This is a genomic window from Streptomyces lacaronensis, assembly GCF_047337785.1.
Taxonomy (GTDB): domain Bacteria; phylum Actinomycetota; class Actinomycetes; order Streptomycetales; family Streptomycetaceae; genus Streptomyces; species Streptomyces lycopersici.
Genome location: NZ_JBLHDK010000003.1, coordinates 2652065 through 2675482, shown reverse-complemented (window position 1 = coordinate 2675482; position 23418 = coordinate 2652065). Strand labels below are relative to the sequence as shown.

At 69.5% G+C, this 23418-nt stretch carries 2 protein-coding genes; both read left to right on the top strand.

Features of this window, described 5'->3' with window-relative positions; genetic code table 11:
• Positions 1-140 precede the first annotated feature (140 nt).
• On the top strand, positions 141-4811 hold the full coding sequence (locus ACMTAK_RS11175) for an amino acid adenylation domain-containing protein (RefSeq protein ID WP_413806070.1): 4671 nt from the start codon (positions 141-143) through the stop codon (positions 4809-4811).
• The gene (locus ACMTAK_RS11170) at positions 4808-23335 is read left to right on the top strand and encodes a non-ribosomal peptide synthase/polyketide synthase (RefSeq protein ID WP_413806069.1); all 18528 of its coding nucleotides are present in this window, start codon (positions 4808-4810) and stop codon (positions 23333-23335) included. Before ACMTAK_RS11175 ends, ACMTAK_RS11170 begins: the two co-directional genes overlap by 4 nt.
• Positions 23336-23418 lie beyond the last annotated feature (83 nt).

Below are 23418 nucleotides of genomic sequence, written 5' to 3'. Positions count from 1 at the left end.
CCACGACTCTTGTAGCGATATAGCGGCGGGGTTAGACTCCCGATGCAAAATGACATGAGTATTTCGAAAGTAATTCGGTGCTGCTGCCCGGGAAGTGACCCGATATTAGGCAATGGGTGGTGCTCGTGCAAGACGGGGGAATGAATGGGTCTCGCTATCCTCGGGGGTCTCGCTACCCGCTATCCGCCGCCCAGCGGGAGATCTGGGTGGCGCAGCGCATCAATCCGGATGGCCTGCAATTCCAAGTAGGCCAGTATGTCGAGATCCATGGGCCCCTCAACCCCGCCCTTTTCGAATCGGCGCTGCGCCGGGCCGTCACCGAGGCAGACACCCTGCATGCGCGCTTCCCGGACATCGACGACGGCATCGACGGCGGCATCGGCGGCGGCATCGGCGGTGTGCCCCATCAGGTGCTCGGCCCGCCCGGCGACTGGGCGCTGCGGACCCTCGACCTGAGCCATGGCCCCGATCCCCGGGCCGCCGCCGAACAGTGGATGCGCGAGGAACTCAGGAGGCCGATGGACCTGGCGCACGGTCCGTTGTTCTCCTTCGCCCTCATCAAGACGGCGGCGGATCGGTTCGTCTGGTACCAGGGATATCACCACATCGTGACCGACGGGGCGGGCAGCACGCTCTTCGCCCGCCGGGTCGCCGAACTCTACACGGCATTTCACAAAGGCGAACCCGCCGGTGAGTCCCCATTCTCGTCACTGGCCGCCCTGCTCGACCAGGAAGCCGAGTACCGGAAATCCAAGGAATTCGAGCGTGACCGCCGGTACTGGCTGGAGCGTTTTGCCTCCCCGCCCCAAGCCGCACGTCTCACCACCGAGCCCGGCTCCGAACCCAGCGATTTCCTGCGCCATACCTCCCTGATCGGAGCTGATGAGGCCGACCGCATCAGAGAAGCCGCGCGCGCCGCCCGGACTCACTGGTCGGTGGTGTTGACCGCTGTTGTCGCGATTTACCTGCACCGCTTGACCGGGGCGGCGGACATCACGCTCGGTTTCGCCGTTTCGGCGCGAAAGGACCCAATTTCCCGCCGTACTCCCGGAACGCTGGCCAACATACTTCCGCTCCGCGTGGAATTGAGCGCCGCGACGACCTGGACCGATGTCCTGCGACGCCTTTCCCGGGAAGTCCGCATGGCCTTGTCGCACCAGCGCTACCGTGGCGAAGACCTGGCCCGCGACCTCCATCTCACCGGTGGCGTTCCGGCCCTCGTGGGGCCCGAGGTCAATGTCATGTCGTTCGACTGGGACCTGGAGTTCGGCGAGTGCCGGGCCACCCACCACAACCTGGCCAACGGCCCGATCCCCGATGTGTCGGTCATGGCCTACGAACAGCCCGACGGCGGAATCCGCATCGACCTGAACGGCAACGCCGACCTCTACCGCCCCCAGGATCTGGCCGACCACCAGCGGCGCCTCTTCGCCTTGTTGGAGGCGGTGGTGGTGGACGCGGGGCGGTGTGTGGGTGGTGGCGTGGAGTTGGTGTCGGCGGCGGAGCGTGGGGCGCTGCTGGGTTGGGGGATCGGTGGTCCGGGGACGCCGCCGGGGGTGTTGGGCGAGCGGGTGGTGGCGTGTGGTGGTGCCGCCGTTGCGGTGAAGTGCGGCGAAGTTGCCGTGACCTACGGAGAGTTGGGTTCGCGGTCGGACCGGTTGGCGCGGTTTTTGGTGGGGTGTGGGGTGGGGCCTGAGCGGTTGGTGGCGGTGGCGATGCCGCGTTCGGTTGATTTGGTGGTGGTGTTGCTGGCGGTGTTGAAGGCCGGTGGCGCGTACGTACCGGTGGACCCCGGGTATCCGGCGGAGCGGGTGCGGTTCATGGTGGCGGACGCCGGGCCGGTGCTGGTGGTGGCGTCGGGTGATGTGGCGGGGCGGCTGTCGTCGTTGGATGTTCCGGTGGTGGTGCTGGATGACCCGGAGACGGCGCGGGAGGTGGATGAGCGTCCGGGTGCGGCGCTGACGGACGCGGACCGTCTGGCGCCGCTGCATCCATCGCATCCGGCGTATGTGATGTACACCTCCGGCTCGACCGGCACCCCCAAGGGCGTTGTGGTGTCCCATCAGAGCCTGGTCAATACCATCGCGTGGGCCGTCGAGACCCTGGGGACGCGAGCCCTCTCCCACGTGATGATGTCCACCTCGGTGAGTTTCGACGTGTCGGCCTTCGAGCTGTTCGCGCCGCTCGCGTGCGGTGGGTGTGTGGAGATCGTGGACGACGCCGTGGCCCTGGTGGGGCGGTTACCCCACCGGCCGGAAGCCAGCCTGGTGAGCGGCGTCCCCTCGGCCCTGGTCCAGGTCGCGAAGGCCATCGGGCCACGGGACTTCCCGGGCGTCGTGGTCTGCGCCGGAGAGACCCTGTCGGGCCCGGTGGCCCGCACCATCGGTGACGCCCTGCCCGGCTGCCGGGTGCTCAACGCCTACGGCCCGACGGAGGCCACGGTCTACGCGACGGCGGGGTGGTGCGAGGGCGAGGCCGAGGGCGCCGCACCGATGGGTGGGCCGATCGCCGGTATGCGGGTGTATGTGGTGGATGGTGGGTTGGGTTTGGTGCCGGTGGGTGTGGTGGGTGAGTTGTATGTGGCGGGTGTGGGGTTGGCGCGGGGTTATGTGGGGCGTGTGGGTTTGACGGCGGAGCGGTTTGTGGCGGATCCGTTTGGTGGGGTGGGGGAGCGGATGTATCGGACGGGGGATTTGGTGCGGTGGGATGCGCGGGGTCGGTTGGTGTTTGTGGGGCGTGTGGATGATCAGGTGAAGGTGCGGGGTTTTCGGATTGAGTTGGGTGAGGTGGAGGGTGTGGTGGCCGCGCATCCTTTGGTGGGGCAGGTGGCGGTGGTGGTGCGGGAGGATCGTCCGGGGGATCGGCGGTTGGTGGCGTATGTGGTGCCTGCTGGGGGTGGGTGTGATGTGGGGGTGGTGCGGGAGTTTGTGCGGGGGCGGTTGCCGGAGTTCATGGTGCCGGGTGTGTGGGTGGTGCTGGATCGGTTGCCGGTGACGGTGAATGGGAAGCTGGACCGGCGGGCGTTGCCGGTGCCGGAGGTTGGGGGGTCTGGTTCGGGTCGTGAGCCGCGTACGGCCGTGGAGCGGACGCTGTGCCGTCTGTACGCCGAGGTGCTGGGCCTGGAGCGGGCGGGGGCCGAGGACGGCTTCTACGACCTCGGCGGGGACAGCATCTCCACCATCCAGTTGGTCAGCCGGGCCAGAGCGGCTGGACTGGTCATCACTCCGGCCGATGTGTTCGCCCACAAGACGGTGGCCCGGCTGGCGCACACGGCGACATCCGTGACCGGTTCGGCCCGTGACCAGGCGGCCGATGTCCCGATCGGCCAGGTGACACCGACCCCCGTCATGGAGTGGCTTCGTGAACAGGGCGGCCCGGTCGACGGCTTCTGCCAGGCGATGCTGATGACCACACCCACCGGAGCCGGTACCCCGCAGCTCGCGGACGTTCTACAGGCTCTGACCGACCACCACGACGTGCTGCGGCTCCGGTTGGCGGACCGCCCCGACGGGGCATGGTCGCCCGAGGTGACAGTGGCGGGAACCGTACGGGCCGCGCAGCGAGTGCGCCGTATCGAGACCACGGACGGCCCGCCCCCGGAGAGCCTGCTGGCCGAGCAGTTCACCGTCGCCCGTGGCCGCCTCGACCCGAGGGTGGGGGTGATGTGGCAGGCGGTGCACTTCGACGCCGGGCCGTGGCATCCGGGGCGGCTCCTGCTGGTCATCCACCACTTGGCGGTCGACGGTGTCTCCTGGCGCGTCCTGCTGCCGGACCTGGCGGCCGCCTGGGCCGCGGTGGCCGCGGAACGGCCGGTGGAGTGGCAACCGGTCGGCACGTCGTTCCGCCGCTGGGCCGCACTGCTGGCCGCCGAGGCAAATACGGAGGCCCGGGAGAGGGAGCTGCGCCACTGGGAGGAGGCCCTGGCCGATGTACGGCCCGTGGCGGCGGGGCGGACCAGCGGCGACCGCGACACCTTCGGGACGGCCGGAAACATGGCGTTGCCCATGTCCGCTGAGGACACCGAGCCGTTGCTGACCCGAGTGCCCGGGGCGTTCCACGCCGGTGTGCACGACGTACTGCTCGCCGCGTTCGCCGTGGCCCTCGACACGTGGCGGGAGCGCCACGGCCGGGGCGCCGCCGGCGGGCCCGTGGTGGTGGATGTGGAAGGACACGGCCGGTCACACCCCCTGGCGGAGGAGGTGGACCTCTCGCGCACCGTCGGATGGTTCACCGCCCTCTATCCCGTCCGCCTGGAACCGGGCCGCGTGGACCAGGAGGAGGTCCGGCGTGGCGGCCCCGCGCTCGGCCGTGCGGTCAAGCGCGTCAAGGAGCAGTTGCGGGCCCTCCCCGGCCAGGGACTCGGCTACGGGCTTCTGCGCTACCTCAACCCCCGCACCCGGCCCCGCCTCGCCGCGCTCCCCACCCCCGACACCCGGTTCAACTACCTCGGCCGCATCGCCGCACCGCGCGGTGCGGCACCGTGGACACCCGCCGGGGACGGTACGAGCGGGCCGCTCATGGCGGGCGCGGACGCCGACGCCCCGCTGCCCTACGCCCTGGAGCTGAACGCCGTCACGTACGACGGCTCCGACGGCCCGCACCTCGTGGCGCACTGGTCCTGGGCCCGTGGGCTGCTCACCGAGGAGGAGGTGAGCGACCTCGCACAGACCTGGTTCACCGTGCTGAAGGCCATCACGGCGCATGCCGAACGCCCGGAGGCGGGCGGCCGCACACCCTCCGACCTCCCCCTGGTGAATCTCAACCAGGACCAGATCGACCGACTCGAGGCAGCATGGAGGAAGAAGCGATGACACAGTCAGGGCTGCTCGATGTCTTGCCGCTGTCGCCCTTGCAGGAAGGGCTGCTCTTCCACGCCGTGCAAGACGTAGAGGCCGCGCAAGATGTACACGCCGCCCATGACGTCAATGCCGTCCACGGCGACCACGCCGCCCATGACGGGAGCGGTGGCGATGGGTACACGGTCCAGATCGTGCTCCGGCTGGACGGGCAGCTGCGCCCGGCCGCACTCCGGGCGGCGGCCGAAACGCTCCTGGACCGCCACCAGAATCTCCGCGCCGCGTTTCTGTACGAAGGGATGGACCAGCCCGTCCAGGTCATCCCCCGCGAGATCGAGTTGCCGTGGGAGGAGATCGACCTCACCGAAACCGCCGAAGCCGAAGCCGAAGCTGAAGCTGAAGCCGAGCGCCACGCCGCATGCGAGCGTGTCCTGAACGACGAGCGAAACCATCGGTTCGACCCCGCCGACCCCCCGCTGCTCCGCTTCACCCTGATCCGTATCGGGGCCGACCGCCACGTCCTGGCGCTCACCAACCACCACATCCTGCTCGACGGCTGGTCCTATCCCGTTCTGCTCCAGGAACTGTTCGAGCTCTACGCCCGCGAAGGCGACGACAGCCACCTGCCGCCGGTGGCCCCCTACCGGGACTACCTCACCTGGCTCGCGACGCGGGACCGCGCGGCCGCCGAGGAAGGGTGGCGGCAGGCTCTCGCCGGGATCGAGGAACCCACCCTGCTGGCCCCGGCCGCCAACCGGGCACGCCCGGCCCGGCGAGACCGGGTCGCACGGGAACTCCCCGGTGACCTCACCGCGCGGCTGGAAGGCTGGGCACGCGACCACGGGCTGACGCTCGGCACCGTCATCCAGGGCGCCTGGGCCATCATGCTGCACCGCCTGACCGGCCGTGACGACGTGGTCTTCGGCATCACCACGGCCGGGAGGCCACCGGAGCTTCCGGGCGTCGAGAGCATGGTCGGACTGTTCATCAACACCGTGCCGGTGCGGATCACACTCGACCAGGACGAGACTCTGGCCACGCTCCTCGCCCGGGTGCAGAAGGAGCACGTCCGTCTCCTGGACCGCCAGTACACCGGCCTCACCGAGGTGTGCCAACTGGCCGGACACCCGCGACTCTTCGACTCGCTCGTCGTCGTGGAGAACTACCCCATGGACCCGGACGCCGTCTGCCCACCGGAAACCGGCCTCCGGGTGACCGACATCAGCGGTCACGACGGCACCCACTACCCGCTCGGCTTGGTCGTCTTCCCCGGCGAGACCCTGCGTCTTCGAGTGGACTACCGCGCCGATGTGTTCGACCGCGCCACGGTCGAGAGCGTGCTGCGGCGGCTGTCCGCCTTGTTGGAGGCGGTGGTGGTGGATGCGGGGCGGTGTGTGGGTGGCGTGGAGTTGGTGTCGGCGACGGAGCGTGGGGAGTTGTTGGGGTGGGGTAGTGGCGGGATTGGGACGGTGCCGTCGGAGACGGTACCGCGGGTGTTGGGTGAGCGGGTCGCGGTGGTGTGTGGCGAGGCCGCTTTGTCATTTGAGGAGTTGGGTTCGCGGTCGGACCGGTTGGCGCGGTTTCTGGTGGGGTGTGGGGTGGGGCCCGAGCGGTTGGTGGCGGTGGCGATGCCGCGTTCGGTTGATTTGGTGGTGGTGTTGCTGGCGGTGTTGAAGGCCGGTGGCGCGTACGTACCGGTGGATCCGGAGTTTCCGGCGGAGCGGGTGCGGTTCATGGTGGCGGACGCCGTGCCGGTGCTGGTGGTGGCGTCGGGTGATGTGGCGGGGCGGCTGCCGTCGTTGGATGTTCCGGTGGTGGTGCTGGATGACCCGGAGACCGTGCGCGAGGTGGCGGGCCATCCAGATGGCGAGGTGACCGACGCGGATCGCCTGGCGCCGCTGCATCCATCGCATCCGGCGTATGTGATGTACACCTCCGGCTCGACCGGCACCCCCAAGGGCGTTGTGATCACGCAGCATGCCCTGGTGGCGCTGGCCCGCGACCAGGCGTTCGACAGCAGTGCACACGATTGCGTGTTGGTGCACTCGCCCCTCGCCTTCGACGCGTCCACCTACGAGCTCTGGGTCCCCTTGCTCCGTGGCGGCAAGCTTGTCCTGATGCCCGATGGCCCGCTCGACACCACCTCGATGGCCGAGGTGATCGCCGAGCATGGCGTCACGGGGGTCTTCGCGACCACAGCGCTGTTCAACAGCCTCGCCGATGAGTCACCCGACTTCTTCGCGAACGTCCAGGAGGTGTGGACGGGTGGCGAGGCCGCCTCCCTCGCGGCGGTGCGGCGGGTGACCCACACCTGCCCTGACACCGCCGTGGTGAACGCCTACGGCCCCACCGAGACCACGATGATCGCCACCTACCACCGGGTGGCGAAGGACGGATCGGCCGCCGAGGTGGTACCGATCGGCCGTGGCACGGACAGCACGCGGGTGTATGTGGTGGATGGTGGGTTGGGTTTGGTGCCGGTGGGTGTGGTGGGTGAGTTGTATGTGGCGGGTGTGGGGTTGGCGCGGGGTTATGTGGGGCGTGCGGGTTTGACGGCGGAGCGGTTTGTGGCGGATCCGTTTGGTGGGGTGGGGGAGCGGATGTATCGGACGGGGGATTTGGTGCGGTGGGATGCGCGGGGTCGGTTGGTGTTTGTGGGGCGTGTGGATGATCAGGTGAAGGTGCGGGGTTTTCGGATTGAGTTGGGTGAGGTGGAGGGTGTGGTGGCCGCGCATCCTTTGGTGGGGCAGGTGGCGGTGGTGGTGCGGGAGGATCGTCCGGGGGATCGGCGGTTGGTGGCGTATGTGGTGCCTGCTGGGGGTGGGTGTGATGTGGGGGTGGTGCGGGAGTTTGTGCGGGGGCGGTTGCCGGAGTTCATGGTGCCGGGTGTGTGGGTGGTGCTGGATCGGTTGCCGGTGACGGTGAATGGGAAGCTGGACCGGCGGGCGTTGCCGGTGCCGCAGGGTGGTGGTGGATCGGGGTACGGCGGGCCCAGGGATGGGGTCGAGGAGTTGCTGTGTCGTTTGTTTGCTGAGGTGTTGGGTGTGGAGCGGGTGGGGATCGAGGACGGTTTCTTTGATCTGGGTGGGCATTCGCTGTTGGCGACGCGGTTGGTGTCGCGGGTGCGGTCGGAGTTGGGTGTGGAGTTGTCGGTGGGGGTGGTGTTTGAGGCTCCGACGGTGGTCGGGTTGGCTCGTCGGGTGGCCAGGGGTGCGGGTCAGGTGGGTCGGGAGCGGCCTGAGCTTGTGCGGTGTGGTCGGCGGCCGGGGCGGTTGCCGGTGTCGTTCGCGCAGAGTCGGTTGTGGTTTTTGTATCGGTTGGAGGGCCGGTCGGCTACGTACAACATTCCTTTGGTGGTGCGGTTGTCGGGTGAGGTGGATGGTGAGGCGTTGGCTGGGGCGTTGTGGGATGTGGTGGGTCGGCATGAGAGCTTGCGGACGCTGTTCGCCGAGGTGGATGGGGTGGCGTGTCAGCGGGTGCTGTCGGTGGAGGAGGCCGGCCGGCGGTGGCCTGGGCTGGAGATGGTCATGGTGGGTGACGGGGTGGAGGCCGAGCGGGCGGTGGCCGAGGTGGTGCGGCATGCCTTTGATCTGGAGGAGGAGCTGCCGCTGAGGGCGGTCCTGGTGCGGGGGTTCGTGTCGGAGCCGGTATGCACGCTGGTGGTGGTCGTGCATCACATCGCGGCGGATGGGTGGTCGTTGGGGCCGTTGTGGCAGGACGTGGCGGGGGCGTATGCGGCGCGGCGGGAGGGTCGGGCACCGGGGTGGGAGCCGATGGCGGTGCAGTATGCCGACTACACGCTCTGGCAGCGCCGGGCGCTTGGTGCGGCCGATACGCCGGGCAGTGTGCTGGCCGACCAACTGGACTACTGGCGCGCCAAGCTGGAGGGCATTCCCGAACAGCTCCCCCTGCCCACTGACCGGCCCCGCCCCCCAGTGGCCAGTCACCAAGGGCGCTGGATCGCGTTCGAGGTCGGCCCCGAGACGCACGGCAAACTGGCGGCTCTGGCCCGTGAGGCAGACGCGAGTGTGTTCATGGTGCTTCAGGCGGCCGTGGCGGCCCTGCTGACCCGTCTGGGAGCCGGCACGGACGTTCCGATCGGCAGCCCTGTCGCCGGACGTCCCGACGAGGCGCTGGACGATGTTGTCGGCTTCTTCGTCAACACGCTGGTGCTGCGCGCGGACACCTCCGGCGACCCATCCTTCCGGACGCTGCTCAAACGGGTCCGCGACACCGCCCTCGCGGCCTACGCGCATCAGGAGCTGCCGTTCGAGCAGCTGGTCGAAGCGCTGAACCCGGAGCGCACGCTCGCCCGCCACCCGCTGTTCCAGGTGTCCTTGGCGTTGCAGACCGCGTGGGATCGGGACTTCGCCCTCCCGGGCACCACGGCCACGTTGGAATGGCCGGAGGCGCGGACCGCCAAGTTCGACCTGGCCTTCATGGTCAACGCACGCCAGGGCCACGGTGGGACGCACACCGGACTCGACGGAGCGCTGGAGTACGCCGTCGACCTCTTCGACCAGGAGACCGCCGAACGGCTCGCCGACCGCTTTCTGCGGGTGCTGGACGAGGTGGTGGCGCGTCCGGACGCGCCGATCAGCCGCATCGACATACTGGACGCCGCCGAGCGGCACCGGACCCTGGTGGCATGGAACGACACGGGGCGGCCGGATCTGCCACGGCTGTCGTTCGGTGCGCTCTTCGAGGACCGGGTGCGCAGGTCCCCGGACGCCCTCGCCGTGGAGTGCGGAGAGCTCCGCCTGTCGTACGCGGACCTCGACGCCCGAGCCAATCAACTCGCCCACCACCTCACCCAGCGCGGTGTCGGGCCGGAGTCGCGCGTGGCGCTGGCCTTCGGCCGTTCCGTGGACATGGTGGTCGGGGCTCTCGCCGTACTGAAGACCGGCGCGGCGTATCTGCCGGTCGACCCCGACTATCCGGCGGAGTGGATCGCCTTCGTCCTGGCCGACAGCGCGGTGAGCGCGGTGGTCACGCGGAGCGCGTTCGCGGAGTCACTGCCCAGTGCGGCCGTCTCCACCGTGGTGACGGATATGCCGGAGACGATGTCCGACATCCGCCGGCAGCCGACCACCTCCCCGGCGGTGTCGGTACCCCTGGCCGCCGCGGCCTACGTGATCTACACATCGGGGTCGACCGGGCGTCCCAAGGGCGTGGTGGTCACCCACTCCGGCATCGCGGGGCTGGCAACGGCCCAGGTGGAACGGTTCGCTCTGGACCCGTCTGCGCGGATCCTGCAGTTGGCGTCGCCGAGCTTCGACGCCTCCGTGATGGAGTTCCTGATGGCATGGGCCTCAGGGGGTGCGCTGGTCATTCCGGAGCGGTCGCAGGTCCTGGCGGGCGAGGAGCTCGCCGGGGTGATCCGGCGATGTGGGATCACCCATGTGTTGATCTCGCCGACCGTTCTGGCCGGTGTGCCGACATCCGAACTCCCCTCGCTGCGAGCACTGTTGGTCGGGGGCGAGGCATGCGGCCCTGAACTCGTCGGGCGGTGGGCGCCCGGGCGACGGATGGTGAACGCGTACGGCCCCACCGAGGCGACGGTGTGGGCCACGGCCGGTGCCCTGGAAGCCGGACGCCATGCGTCGGCCGGTGGCGCGCCCACCATCGGCGTACCGGTCGTTGATGCCCAGGTGTATGTCCTGGACGCGTGGTTGCGACCGCTGCCGACCGGAGTGGCGGGGGAGATCTATCTGGCTGGGGCGGGCCTGGCCAGGGGATATCTGGGCCGTCCCGGGCTGACGGCCGGGCGGTTCGTGGCGAACCCCTTCTCCGGGTCCGGGTCTGGGCCCGGGTCTGGGTCCGGAGCGCGGATGTACCGCACCGGGGACCTGGGCCGATGGCGGTCGGACGGGTCCTTGGAGTACGTGGGGCGTGTGGATGATCAGGTGAAGGTGCGGGGTTTTCGGATTGAGTTGGGTGAGGTGGAGGGTGTGGTGGCCGCGCATCCTTTGGTGGGGCAGGTGGCGGTGGTGGTGCGGGAGGATCGTCCGGGGGATCGGCGGTTGGTGGCGTATGTGGTGCCTGCTGGGGGTGGGTGTGATGTGGGGGTGGTGCGGGAGTTTGTGCGGGGGCGGTTGCCGGAGTTCATGGTGCCGGGTGTGTGGGTGGTGCTGGATCGGTTGCCGGTGACGGCGAATGGGAAGTTGGATCGGCGGGCGTTGCCGGTGCCTGAGGTTGGGGGGTCTGGTTCGGGTCGTGCGCCGCGTACGGCGGTGGAGCGGGTGTTGTGTCGTTTGTTCGCTGAGGTGTTGGGTGTGGAGCGGGTGGGGATCGAGGACGGTTTCTTTGATCTGGGTGGGCATTCGCTGCTGGCGACGCGGTTGGTGTCGCGGGTGCGGTCGGAGTTGGGTGTGGAGCTCCCTGTAGGGGCGGTGTTTGAGGACCCGACGGTGGCCGGGCTGGCGCGTCGGCTGGCCGGGGGCGTGGTGGCTCAGTCGGGTCGGGAGCGGCCTGAGCTTGTGCGGTGTGGTCGGCGGCCGGGGCGGTTGCCGGTGTCGTTCGCGCAGAGTCGGTTGTGGTTTTTGTATCGGTTGGAGGGCCGGTCGGCTACGTACAACATTCCTTTGGTGGTGCGGTTGTCGGGTGAGGTGGATGGTGAGGCGTTGGCTGGGGCGTTGTGGGATGTGGTGGGTCGGCATGAGAGCTTGCGGACGCTGTTCGCCGAGGTGGATGGGGTGGTCTGTCAGCGGGTGCTGTCGGTGGAGGAGGCCGGCCGGCGGTGGCCTGGGCTGGAGACGGTCACGGCGGACGGCCGGGCCGAGGCCGAGCGGGCCGTGGCCGAGGTGGTGCGGTACATCTTTGATCTGGAGGAGGAACTGCCGCTGCGGGCGGTGATGGTGCGTGAGCCCGCGTCGGCGGGGGCTGAATGCACGCTGGCGTTGGTGATGCATCACATTGCGGCGGATGGGTGGTCGCTGGGGCCGCTGTGGCGGGATGTGGTTCGTGCTTATGTGGCGCGGCGGGAGGGCCGGGCACTCGGGTGGGAGCCGTTGCCGGTGCAGTATGCCGACTACACGCTCTGGCAACGGGAGGTACTGGGCTCTCCTGATGCGCCGGGCAGTGTGCTGGCCGACCAACTGGAGTACTGGCGCGCCAGGCTGGAGGGTGTTCCGGAGCAGCTTCCGCTGCCGGCTGATCGGTCGCGTCCTGTGGTGGCGAGTCATCGGGGTGCGACGGTGGGGTTTGTGTGGCCGGGGTGGTTGCATGGTGGGTTGGTGGGGGTGGCGGCCTCGGAGGGTGCGACGTTGTTCATGGCGTTGCATGCGGGGCTTGTGGCGGTGTTGTCGCGGTTGGGTGCGGGTGAGGATGTGGTGCTCGGGTCGGTGATTGCCGGGCGTGGGGATGAGGCGCTGGAGGATCTGGTCGGGTTTTTTGTGAACACGTTGGTGTTGCGGGTGGACACCTCGGGTCGTCCTGGGTTTCGGGAGTTGTTGGGGCGGGTGCGGGCGGTGGATTTGGAGGCGTATGCGCATCAGGATGTGCCGTTTGAGTATCTGGTGGAGGCGTTGAATCCGGCGCGGACGTTGGCGCATCATCCGTTGTTCCAGGTGATGCTGGCCCTGCAGAACACCGCGCACAGCGGCTTTGACCTGCCGGGCGCGGAGGGGAAGGTGGAGCAGGTCGGTGCGGGCACTTCCCGGATGGATCTGCTGGTCAGCGTTGGTGAGCGTCACACGGACGATGGCACGCCCGCTGGGTTGGACATCACCGTGGAGTACAACACGGACATCTTCACCGAGCGGACGGTCGATTCGCTCATCCAGCGGTGGCGCCGCCTGCTGGAGACAGCCCTGACCGACCCCGACCGGCCCGTCAGCGACATCGACCTACTGCAAACCGACGAGCGCACCGCACTCCTCCGCCAAGGCAACCCCACCACTGCCCACCCTTCACCCGGCACCACCACCCTCCCCGCCCTTCTGGCCGCCCAAGCCGTCCACACCCCCCACGCGCCCGCCGTGGAATGGGGCGACGAGTGCCTCACCTACGAGGAAGCCGACGTCAGGGCGAATCGGCTGGCTCGGTATCTGATCGGGCGTGGAGCCGGGCCGGAAGCGGTGGTGGCCGTGTCGGTGCCCCGCTCGCTCGACATGGTCATCGCGGTTCTGGCGGTCCTCAAGTCGGGCGCCACCTATCTGCCGATCGACATGGCGTACCCGCCGTCGCGTATCGGCTTTATGCTGCGCGACGCGCGCCCTCTCGCGGTGGTGACGACCAGCCGTACTCTCGGCGATCTGGGCTGCGACGACGTTCCTACCGTGGTGCTCGATGACCCGGACACCGCTGACGCGATCGCCGCCCTGCCCAGCTCCGATGTCACCGACGCGGACCGCGTGCACCCTCTGAATCCTCTGCACCCGGCCTATCTCATCTACACCTCCGGCTCCACCGGCACCCCCAAGGGGGTCGCCGTGCCGCATGCCGGAATCGCGAGCCTGGCGCTGACACAGGGCGACCGGTTCGACGTGGGCGAGGGGAGTCGGGTCCTGCAACTGGCCTCACCCGGTTTCGATGTGTCCATGATGGAGCTGGTCATGGCCGTCGCCACCGGGGCCACACTGATCGTTCCGCCCGCCCGGACGCTGGTGGGCGAGGACTTGGCCGTCGTACTGCGGGATCAACGCATCAGCCACGCCGTCATGTCGCCGACCGTGCTGGGCAGCATTCCGGATGCCGCGTTCCCCGACCTCCGCTCGTTGATCATCGGGATTGAGGCATGTCCGGGAGAACTGGTCCAGCGGTGGTCCGTTGGGCGGCGGATGGTGAATGCCTACGGCCCCACCGAGGCCACCGTGTACGTCACGGCCACAGGACAGCTCTCCGGTCCGGACGTGCCTCCGATCGGTGGGCCGATCGCCGGTATGCGGGTGTATGTGGTGGATGGTGGGTTGGGTTTGGTGCCGGTGGGTGTGGTGGGTGAGTTGTATGTGGCGGGTGTGGGGTTGGCGCGGGGTTATGTGGGGCGTGCGGGTTTGACGGCGGAGCGGTTTGTGGCGGATCCGTTTGGTGGGGTGGGGGAGCGGATGTATCGGACGGGGGATTTGGTGCGGTGGGATGCGCGGGGTCGGTTGGTGTTTGTGGGGCGTGTGGATGATCAGGTGAAGGTGCGGGGTTTTCGGATTGAGTTGGGTGAGGTGGAGGGTGTGGTGGCCGCGCATCCTTTGGTGGGGCAGGTGGCGGTGGTGGTGCGGGAGGATCGTCCGGGGGATCGGCGGTTGGTGGCGTATGTGGTGCCTGCTGGGGGTGGGTGTGATGTGGGGGTGGTGCGGGAGTTTGTGCGGGGGCGGTTGCCGGAGTTCATGGTGCCGGGTGTGTGGGTGGTGCTGGATCGGTTGCCGGTGACGGTGAATGGGAAGCTGGACCGGCGGGCTCTGCCGGTTCCGCAGGGTGGTGGTGGATCGGAGTACGGCGGGCCCAGGGATGGGGTCGAGGAGTTGCTGTGTCGTTTGTTTGCTGAGGTGTTGGGTGTGGAGCGGGTGGGGATCGAGGACGGTTTCTTTGATCTGGGTGGGCATTCGCTGCTGGCGACGCGGTTGGTGTCGCGGGTGCGGTCGGAGTTGGGTGTGGAGTTGCCGGTGGGGATGGTGTTTGAGGCTCCGACGGTGGCCGGGTTGGCGCGTCGGCTGGCCAGGGGTGCGGGTCAGTCGGGTCGGGAGCGGCCTGAGCTTGTGCGGTGTGGTCGGCGGCCGGGGCGGTTGCCGGTGTCGTTCGCGCAGAGTCGGTTGTGGTTTTTGTATCGGTTGGAGGGCCGGTCGGCTACGTACAACATTCCTTTGGTGGTGCGGTTGTCGGGTGAGGTGGATGGTGAGGCGTTGGCTGGGGCGTTGTGGGATGTGGTGGGTCGGCATGAGAGCTTGCGGACGCTGTTCGCCGAGGTGGATGGGGTGGCGTGTCAGCGGGTGCTGTCGGTGGAGGAGGCCGGCCGGCGGTGGCCTGGGCTGGAGATGGTCATGGTGGGTGACGGGGTGGAGGCCGAGCGGGCGGTGGCCGAGGTGGTGCGGCATGCCTTTGATCTGGAGGAGGAGCTGCCGCTGAGGGCGGTCCTGGTGCGGGGGTTCGTGTCGGAGCCGGTATGCACGCTGGTGGTGGTCGTGCATCACATCGCGGCGGATGGGTGGTCGTTGGGGCCGTTGTGGCAGGACGTGGCGGGGGCGTATGCGGCGCGGCGGGAGGGTCGGGCACCGGGGTGGGAGCCGATGGCGGTGCAGTATGCCGACTACACGCTCTGGCAGCGCCGGGCGCTTGGTGCGGCCGATACACCGGGCAGCGTGCTGGCCGACCAACTGGACTACTGGCGCACCAGGCTGGAGGGTGTTCCGGAGCAGCTTCCGCTGCCGGCTGATCGGTCGCGTCCTGTGGTGGCGAGTCATCGGGGTGCGACGGTGGGGTTTGTGTGGCCGGGGTGGTTGCATGGTGGGTTGGTGGGGGTGGCGGCCTCGGAGGGTGCGACGTTGTTCATGGCGTTGCATGCGGGGCTTGTGGCGGTGTTGTCGCGGTTGGGTGCGGGTGAGGATGTGGTGCTCGGGTCGGTGATTGCCGGGCGTGGGGATGAGGCGCTGGAGGATCTGGTCGGGTTTTTTGTGAACACGTTGGTGTTGCGGGTGGACACCTCGGGTCGTCCTGGGTTTCGGGAGTTGTTGGGGCGGGTGCGGGCGGTGGATTTGGAGGCGTATGCGCATCAGGATGTGCCGTTTGAGTATCTGGTGGAGGCGTTGAATCCGGCGCGGACGTTGGCGCATCATCCGTTGTTCCAGGTGATGCTGGCCCTGCAGAACACCGCGCACAGCGGCTTTGACCTGCCGGGCGCGGAGGGGAAGGTGGAGCAGGTCGGTGCGGGCACTTCCCGGATGGATCTGCTGGTCAGCGTTGGTGAGCGTCACACGGACGATGGCACGCCCGCTGGGTTGGACATCACCGTGGAGTACAACACGGACATCTTCACCGAGCGGACGGTCGATTCGCTCATCCAGCGGTGGCGCCGCCTGCTGGAGACAGCCCTGACCGACCCCGACCGGCCCGTCAGCGACATCGACCTACTGCAAACCGACGAGCGCACCGCACTCCTCCGCCAAGGCAACCCCACCACTGCCCACCCTTCACCCGGCACCACCACCCTCCCCGCCCTTCTGGCCGCCCAAGCCGTCCACACCCCCCACGCACCGGCCGTGACCTACGACGGCGATGTCATGATCTACGCGGAGCTCGATGCGCGAGCGAACAGGCTGGCTCGCGTGCTGATCGCCCGGGGAGTGGGGCCGGAGCGCGTGGTGGCCGTATGCCTGCCCCGCACCCCGGAGGCGGTCGTCGCGCTGCTGGCCGTCCTCAAAGCGGGCGGCGCCTATCTCCCGGTCGATCCCGCGTACCCGGCCGAGCGGATCGCGTTCATGCTGGGCGACGCCGGACCGGTCGTGGTCCTGGCCGACTCCGACACCGTACGGCTCCTGCCGTCGCCGACCCCGAACCCGACCCTGGCTTCGACCCCCGTCCCAGCGCCTTCGACCCCCGTCCCAGCGCCGGTGTGCGTACTCGACTCCCCGGACATGGTGCGTACCCGTGCCGAGCAGGACGCCAGCCCCGTGGCAGACGGTGAGCGGCCGGGGCCGCTCACCGCCGCAAACATGGCGTACGTCCTCTACACATCAGGGTCCACGGGAACGCCGAAGGGCGTGGCGGTGCAGCACTCCTCCGTGGTCGGGCTGATGGACTGGGCCCGGGAGCGCTTCGGGCCCGAGCGGCTGTCGTCGGTGTTGTTGTCGACCTCGCTGAACTTTGACGTCTCGGTCTTCGAGCTGTTCGCACCGCTGACGGTCGGTGGCCAGGTGGAGCTCGTCGAACACCTTCCGGCGCTGGTGGAGCGGGGCGGCTGGTCCGGCGGACTGATCAGCGGGGTGCCGTCGGTCGTGGCGCAGGTGCTCGGCTCCGGCGCACGGCTTGCCGCGCACGATGTGGTGTTCGCCGGCGAAGGGCTGCCGGCGCGTGTGTTCAACGAGGTCAGGCAGGCCATACCGGGCGCGCGAATAGCGAACGTCTACGGTCCGACCGAGGCCACGGTCTACTGCCTGGAGTGGCACTCGTCCGGGCAGGAGACGCTCACCCGCCCGGCGCTGACGGGCACACCCCTGGCGAACACCTCCGCCTACGTCCTGGACGCCGAGCTGAAACTGGTCCCACCGGGGGTCGCGGGGGAGCTGTACATCGCCGGGCCGGGGCTGGCCCGGGGTTATCTCGCCCGCGCCGGGCTAACGGCCCAGCGCTTTGTGGCGGATCCCTACGGGCCGCCCGGCACCCGCGCCTACCGCACCGGTGACCTGGTGCGATGGACCGAGGGCGGTCAGCTGGACTATCTGGGCCGTGCCGATGAGCAGGTGAAGGTGCGGGGGATCCGCATCGAGCCGGGCGAGGTGGAGGGTGTGGTGGCCGCGCATCCCTCGGTGGGCCAGGTGGCGGTGGTGGTGCGGGAGGACCGGCCGGGTGACCGGCGGCTGGTGGCCTATGTGGTCCCGGCCACCGAAACGCACCCGTACCCGCACCCGTATCCGCACACGCCCGAAGCCAGGCCCGAGGACGGCAGCCCGGCCCCGGCGGGGCTGGACGTGGCGGAGCTGCGCGCCTTCGTACGGGAGCGAGTGCCCGAGTACATGGTGCCCGCGGCGTTCGTGGTCCTGGACCGGCTGCCCGTCACCGCCAACGGCAAGCTCGACCGAGGCGCCCTGCCCGCACCGGAGTTCACTTCCCGGGCCTCCGGCCGCGCACCGCGCACGGCCGTGGAGCAGACCCTGTGCGGACTGTTCCAACAGATCCTGGGCGTGTCAGCGGTGGATGTCGAGGACAGCTTCTTCGACTTGGGCGGCGACAGCATTTCCTCCATCCAACTGGTCAGCCGGGCGAGGTCGGCCGGGGTGGTGATCACCGCTCGGGACGTGTTCCTGCGGAAGACCGTGGCCGGGCTGGCCTCCGTCGCGGAAGTCGCGGAAGTCGCGGAAGTCGCGGAAGTGGCGAAGGTGGCGCAAGCGACGCAAGCGCCGGAGGGAGCCGGGACGCCGGCTCCGGTGGCGGACACCGGGGCCGGTGAGGTGGCCACGACCCCCATCATGGAGTGGCTGCGTGAACGGGGCGGCCCGGTCGGCGAGTTCTGCCAGGCGATGCTGGTCACCGTGCCCGCCGGGGCGGGCCCGGACCGGCTGAGCAGGGTGCTGCGGGCCGTGACCGACCACCATGACGTGCTGCGGCTGAGGGTGACGGACCGCGACGGAGGACGGTGGTCGCTCGAGGTGCCCCCGGCCGGATCCGTGGACATCACGGCGCGGGTGCGCCAGGTGTCCGGTGGCGCGGACGGGCACGTAGGGCGGCGGCTGCTCCAGGATGAGTTCATGGCGGCCCGGGGGCGGCTGGACCCGTGGTCCGGTGTGATGTGGCAGGCGGTGTACTTCGACGCCGGACCGGACCGTCCGGGCCGGGTGCTGCTGGTGCTGCACCATCTGGTGGTGGACGGTGTGTCCTGGCGGATCCTGCTGGGCGATCTGCGGGTCGCCTGGGATGCGGTGGCCGCCGACCGGCCGGTGGCGCTGGAGCCGGTGGGCACGCCGTTCCGCCGATGGGCCGCGCTGCTGACGGCCGAGTCGTGCGATCCCGCCAGGGAGGCCGAGTCGCCGTGGTGGGAGCGGATCCTCACCGACGTACGGCCCCTTGCGGACGGGGGCGAGTCCTGGCGGGACGAGGTGGCCGCCGGGCCCGGCACCGCCAGTGTCACCCTGCGGCTTCCCGCCCCGGACACCGAGCCCTTGCTGGGGCGGGTCCCCGCGGTGTTCCACGCGGGAGTGCAGGATGTGCTGCTCGCCGCCTTCGCGGTGGCGGTCGACGCCTGGCGGGTACGCCATGGGCGGGCCGTCGCGGGCGAGCCGGTGGTGGTGGACGTAGAAGGACACGGCCGGTCGCACCGCCTGTCCGCCGACGTCGACCTGGCACGTACGGTCGGCTGGTTCACCACCCTCTACCCCCTGCGACTGGAGGCGGGCCCGGTGACGTGGGAGGACGTCACCGGCGCGGGCCCCGGCCTGGGAGATGCGGTCAAACGTGTGAAGGAGCAGCTGCGGGCCGTACCGGACCAAGGGCTGGGCTACGGTCTGCTGCGCCACCTCAACCCCCGTACCGGCCCCCGGCTCGCCGCGCTCCCGACCCCGGACATCGGCTTCAACTACCTGGGCCGCTTCACCGAGGCCGACCGCGAGGAACCGTGGATGCCATCGGCCATCGACGACGGCGGGGTCCTGTCGGGGGCCGGTGATGACGCCGGGATGCCACCGGCCCATGTGCTGGAGCTGAACGCGGTCACCGTCGACACCTCGCGGGGCCCCTGCCTGACGGCGACGTGGTCCTGGGCGGAGGGAGCACTCACCCAGCGGGAGGTGGACGACCTCGCGCACACCTGGTTCCGTGTCCTCAGGGCGGTTACCGAACACGCCGGCCGGCCGGGCGCCGGAGGGTTCACCCCCTCCGATGTGAAACCGGCCGCGCTGACCCAGGGCGACATCGAACGCGTCGAAGCAGCATGCGCACCGGCCACGCTGAGCGACATCCTGCCGCTGACACCCCTTCAGGAAGGGCTGCTCTTCCACGCCCTCTACGACGCCCGTGCCACCGACGACTACATCGTCCAGCTCGGCATCGACCTCGACGGACCGCTGGACCGCCACGCCCTGCGCCAGGCAGCCGAGGCGCTGTTGCGTCGCCATCCGAACCTGCGGGCAGGCTTCTGGCACGAGGGGCTGGAACGCCCGGTCCAGGCCGTGCCCGCCACCGTGGCGCTCCCCTGGCAGGAGATCGACCTCCGGCAGCTGGACGGTGACGGACAGCTCAGTGGCGACAGGCAGCTCAGTGGCGACAGGCAGCTACGTGTCGACCGGCAGTTCAGTGGCGACCGGCAGCCATGTGGCGACCGGCAGCGCGAGGAGCTGCGCGAGGTGGCAGCGGCCGAACGCAACCGGCGGTTCGAGCCGACCAATCCGCCACTCCTCCGCCTCACCCTGATACGGCTCGGCGAGCACCGCCACCACCTTCTGCTGACACACCATCATCTGCTGCTGGACGGCTGGTCGCTGCCGGTGGTGATGCGCGATCTGTTCCAGCTGTACCGGAACCGGGGAGACGCGGGCGAGTTGCCGTCCGTCACTCCCTATCGCGACTTCCTCACCTGGCTGGCCGAACGGGGCGAGCGGGACCGCGGCGCGGCGGAGGCCGCATGGCGGCAGGCACTCGACGGAGTGGAGGGCCCGACGCTCATTGCTCCCGCCGCGGGCCCGTCCGGCGCCTCCCGCCCTCCTGAGGAGGTTTTGACGGAGCTGTCCCCGGAGGCCACGTCCGCGCTGACCGCGCTCGCACGGGGTCGGGGGTGGACGGTCAACACCCTCGTCCAGGGTGCCTGGGGCATCCTCCTCGGCAAGCTCACCGGAAGCGATGACGTGGTCTTCGGGGCCACCGTGTCCGGCCGTCCCCCGGAGCTGCCCGGGGTGGAGAACATGGTCGGGCTCTTCATCAACACCCAGCCGGTGCGGATCCGCCTGGATCCGGCCGAATCCCTGTCCTCCCTGCTGACCAGGGCGCAGGAGCAGGCGTCCCGGCTCGTCGAGCACCAGCACCTCGGCCTGACGGACATCCACCGCCTGGCCGGTCACCCCCAGCTCTTCGACACGCTCGTACTCTTCGAGAACTACCCCCTCGACCCGGAAGCGCTGCGCTCCCCGTCCGACGGGCTGCGGGTGGCCGGAGTCGAGGGCCATGACGCCACCCACTACCCGCTGTGCCTGGTCGCCACGCAGCAGCGCTCCCTGCGCCTCCGCCTGGACTACCGTCCCGACGCCTTCGACCGCTCCACGGTCGTCTCGCTCGCCCGCCGTCTGGAACGCCTGCTCGCGGTGATGGTCGCCGACCCCGATCGGCCACTGGCCGCCATCGACCTGCTGACCGCGGCGGAACGACGGCAACTTGCCGCGCCGAACGCCACCGAGACCGCCCTGCCGCCGTCCACCGTGGCCGAACTGCTCGCGGCGCGGGCGGCACGTACCCCGGAGGCGCACGCGCTGGTGGCGGGCGGCACGGTACTGACCTACGCGGAACTCCACGTGCGGGCGAACCGGCTGGCCCGTGTGCTCATCGAGCGCGGTGCGGGCCCGGAGCGGGTGGTGGCCCTCTCGCTGCCACGGTCCGCGGACATGGTCGTGGCATTGCTGGCCGTCATGAAGACGGGGGCCGCCTATCTTCCCCTGGACCCGGATCAACCGGCCGAGCGGGCCCGCTTCATGCTCCACGACGCGGCCCCCGTCACCCTCGTGACCACCGAGGCGGGAGCGGCGAAGCTGTCGGGTGCCGAGGCCTCGGTGCCGCGCCTCCTGCTGGATGCCGCCGAGACCGAGGCCGCTCTGCGGGACCGCTCGGACGCCGACATCGACGACGCGGAGCGGATGGCCCCGCCCCACCCGCTGAACACGGCGTACCTCATCTACACCTCGGGCTCCACCGGCCGTCCGAAGGGCGTCGCCGTGACCCAGCGGTCCCTGCTGAACCTACTGGTGGGGATGGCCGATGAGCTGGACCTGGTACCGGAGGACCGCTGGCTCGCGGTCACCACGATCAGCTTCGACATCGCCGCGCTCGAACTGTTCGGCCCGCTCCTGGCCGGCGCCACGGTCGTCCAGGCGACGGCGGACGAGGTCCATGACCCGGCCCGGCTGTCCCGGCTGCTGACCGACAGCGGCACGACGGTCATGCAGGCCACGCCGACGCTGTGGGCGGCGCTGCTGGAACACCACCGAGCCGATCTGACCGGCGTACGGATTCTGACTGGCGGTGAGGCGCTGCCCGAGGCTCTGGCACACGAGATGCGGGACCGTGAGGTTGATGTCGTCAACGTCTACGGTCCGACGGAGACCACCATCTGGTCCACGCTCTCCCGTTGCTCTGAGGACGGAACACCACCGAACATCGGTGGACCGATCGCCAATACGCGGGTGTATGTGGTGGATGGTGGGTTGGGTTTGGTGCCGGTGGGTGTGGTGGGTGAGTTGTATGTGGCGGGTGTGGGGTTGGCGCGGGGTTATGTGGCGCGTGTGGGGTTGACGGCGGAGCGGTTTGTGGCGGATCCGTTCGGTGGGGTGGGGGAGCGGATGTATCGCACCGGGGACCTGGTGCGGTGGGATGCGCGGGGTCGGTTGGTGTTTGTGGGGCGTGTGGATGATCAGGTGAAGGTGCGGGGTTTTCGGATTGAGTTGGGTGAGGTGGAGGGTGTGGTGGCCGCGCATCCTTTGGTGGGGCAGGTGGCGGTGGTGGTGCGGGAGGATCGTCCGGGGGATCGGCGGTTGGTGGCGTATGTGGTGCCTGCTGGGGGTGGGTGTGATGTGGGGGTGGTGCGGGAGTTTGTGCGGGGGCGGTTGCCGGAGTTCATGGTGCCGGGTGTGTGGGTGGTGCTGGATCGGTTGCCGGTGACGGCGAATGGGAAGTTGGATCGGCGGGCGTTGCCGGTGCCGGAGGTTGGGGGGTCTGGTTCGGGTCGTGAGCCGCGTACGGCCGTGGAGCGGGTGTTGTGTCGGTTGTTCGCTGAGGTGTTGGGCGTGGAGCGGGTGGGGGTGGAGGAGGGTTTCTTCGATCTGGGTGGGCATTCGTTGTTGGCGACGCGGCTGGTGTCGCGGGTGCGGTCGGAGCTCGGGGCCGAGCTGCCGGTGGGGGTGGTGTTCGAGGCGCCGACGGTGGCCGCGCTGGCCAGCAGGCTGGAGAGTGGCGACGGTGGGAAGGGCCTCGATGTCCTGCTGTCGCTGCGGCCACACGGCAGCCGTGCACCGCTCTTCTGTATCCACCCGGCCGGTGGGGTCAGCTGGCCCTATTCCGGGCTGCTGCGCCATATCGACGCCGACCACCCCGTCTACGGCCTCCAGGCACGGGGGCTGTCCGGTACGGAGACACCACATGCCACGGTCGAGGAGATCGCGGCGGACTATCTGCGCCAGATCCGTACCGTGCGGCCACACGGCCCGTACCACCTCCTCGGCTGGTCCTTCGGCGGCATCGTCGCCCATGCGATCGCGACCCGGCTCCAGGAGGAGGGTGAGGAGGTGGCCTTGCTGGCCGTGCTCGACACCTACCCTCTGGCGGCCGTGCCTGCGGAGGAATCGCTGCCAGAGGCGGGAGACCGCGACCTCCGGTCCATGTTCCTCGACGTCCTGGCGGACGGGGCGTACTCCCTGGACGAGGAGATTCTGACGGCGCTGTGCCATAGCCACGCCCAGCATGAGCGGGCCGCCAAGGAACACCGGCCTCGGCGGTTCCGCGGGGAGATGGACCTCTTCATTGCGACGAGGGAACCCACCGACCACCGGACCGCCGCATGGCGTACGGCTGATTCCTGGGTGCCGTACGTCGAGGGAGACATTCGGACCCACGATGTGCCCAGTACTCACGATCACTTGATGACGCAGCGGGCACTGGATCACATCGGCCCTGTTGTCGCCCGGGGTCTCGAGCGGCCGTAGCGTGCCGGGGCGTGGCGCCCCGGCCCTGAGCGGCTCTCACTCCTCCAGGTCCGCCCACTCGGCTTCGAGATCGCTCTCGAGGT

Excerpts from the sequence above, each read along its gene's own strand:
- ACMTAK_RS11170 (WP_413806069.1), top strand. The coding sequence starts at position 4,808 with ATGACACAGTCAGGGCTGCTCGATGTCTTGCCGCTGTCGCCCTTGCAG.
- ACMTAK_RS11175 (WP_413806070.1), top strand. The coding sequence starts at position 141 with ATGAATGGGTCTCGCTATCCTCGGGGGTCTCGCTACCCGCTATCCGCC.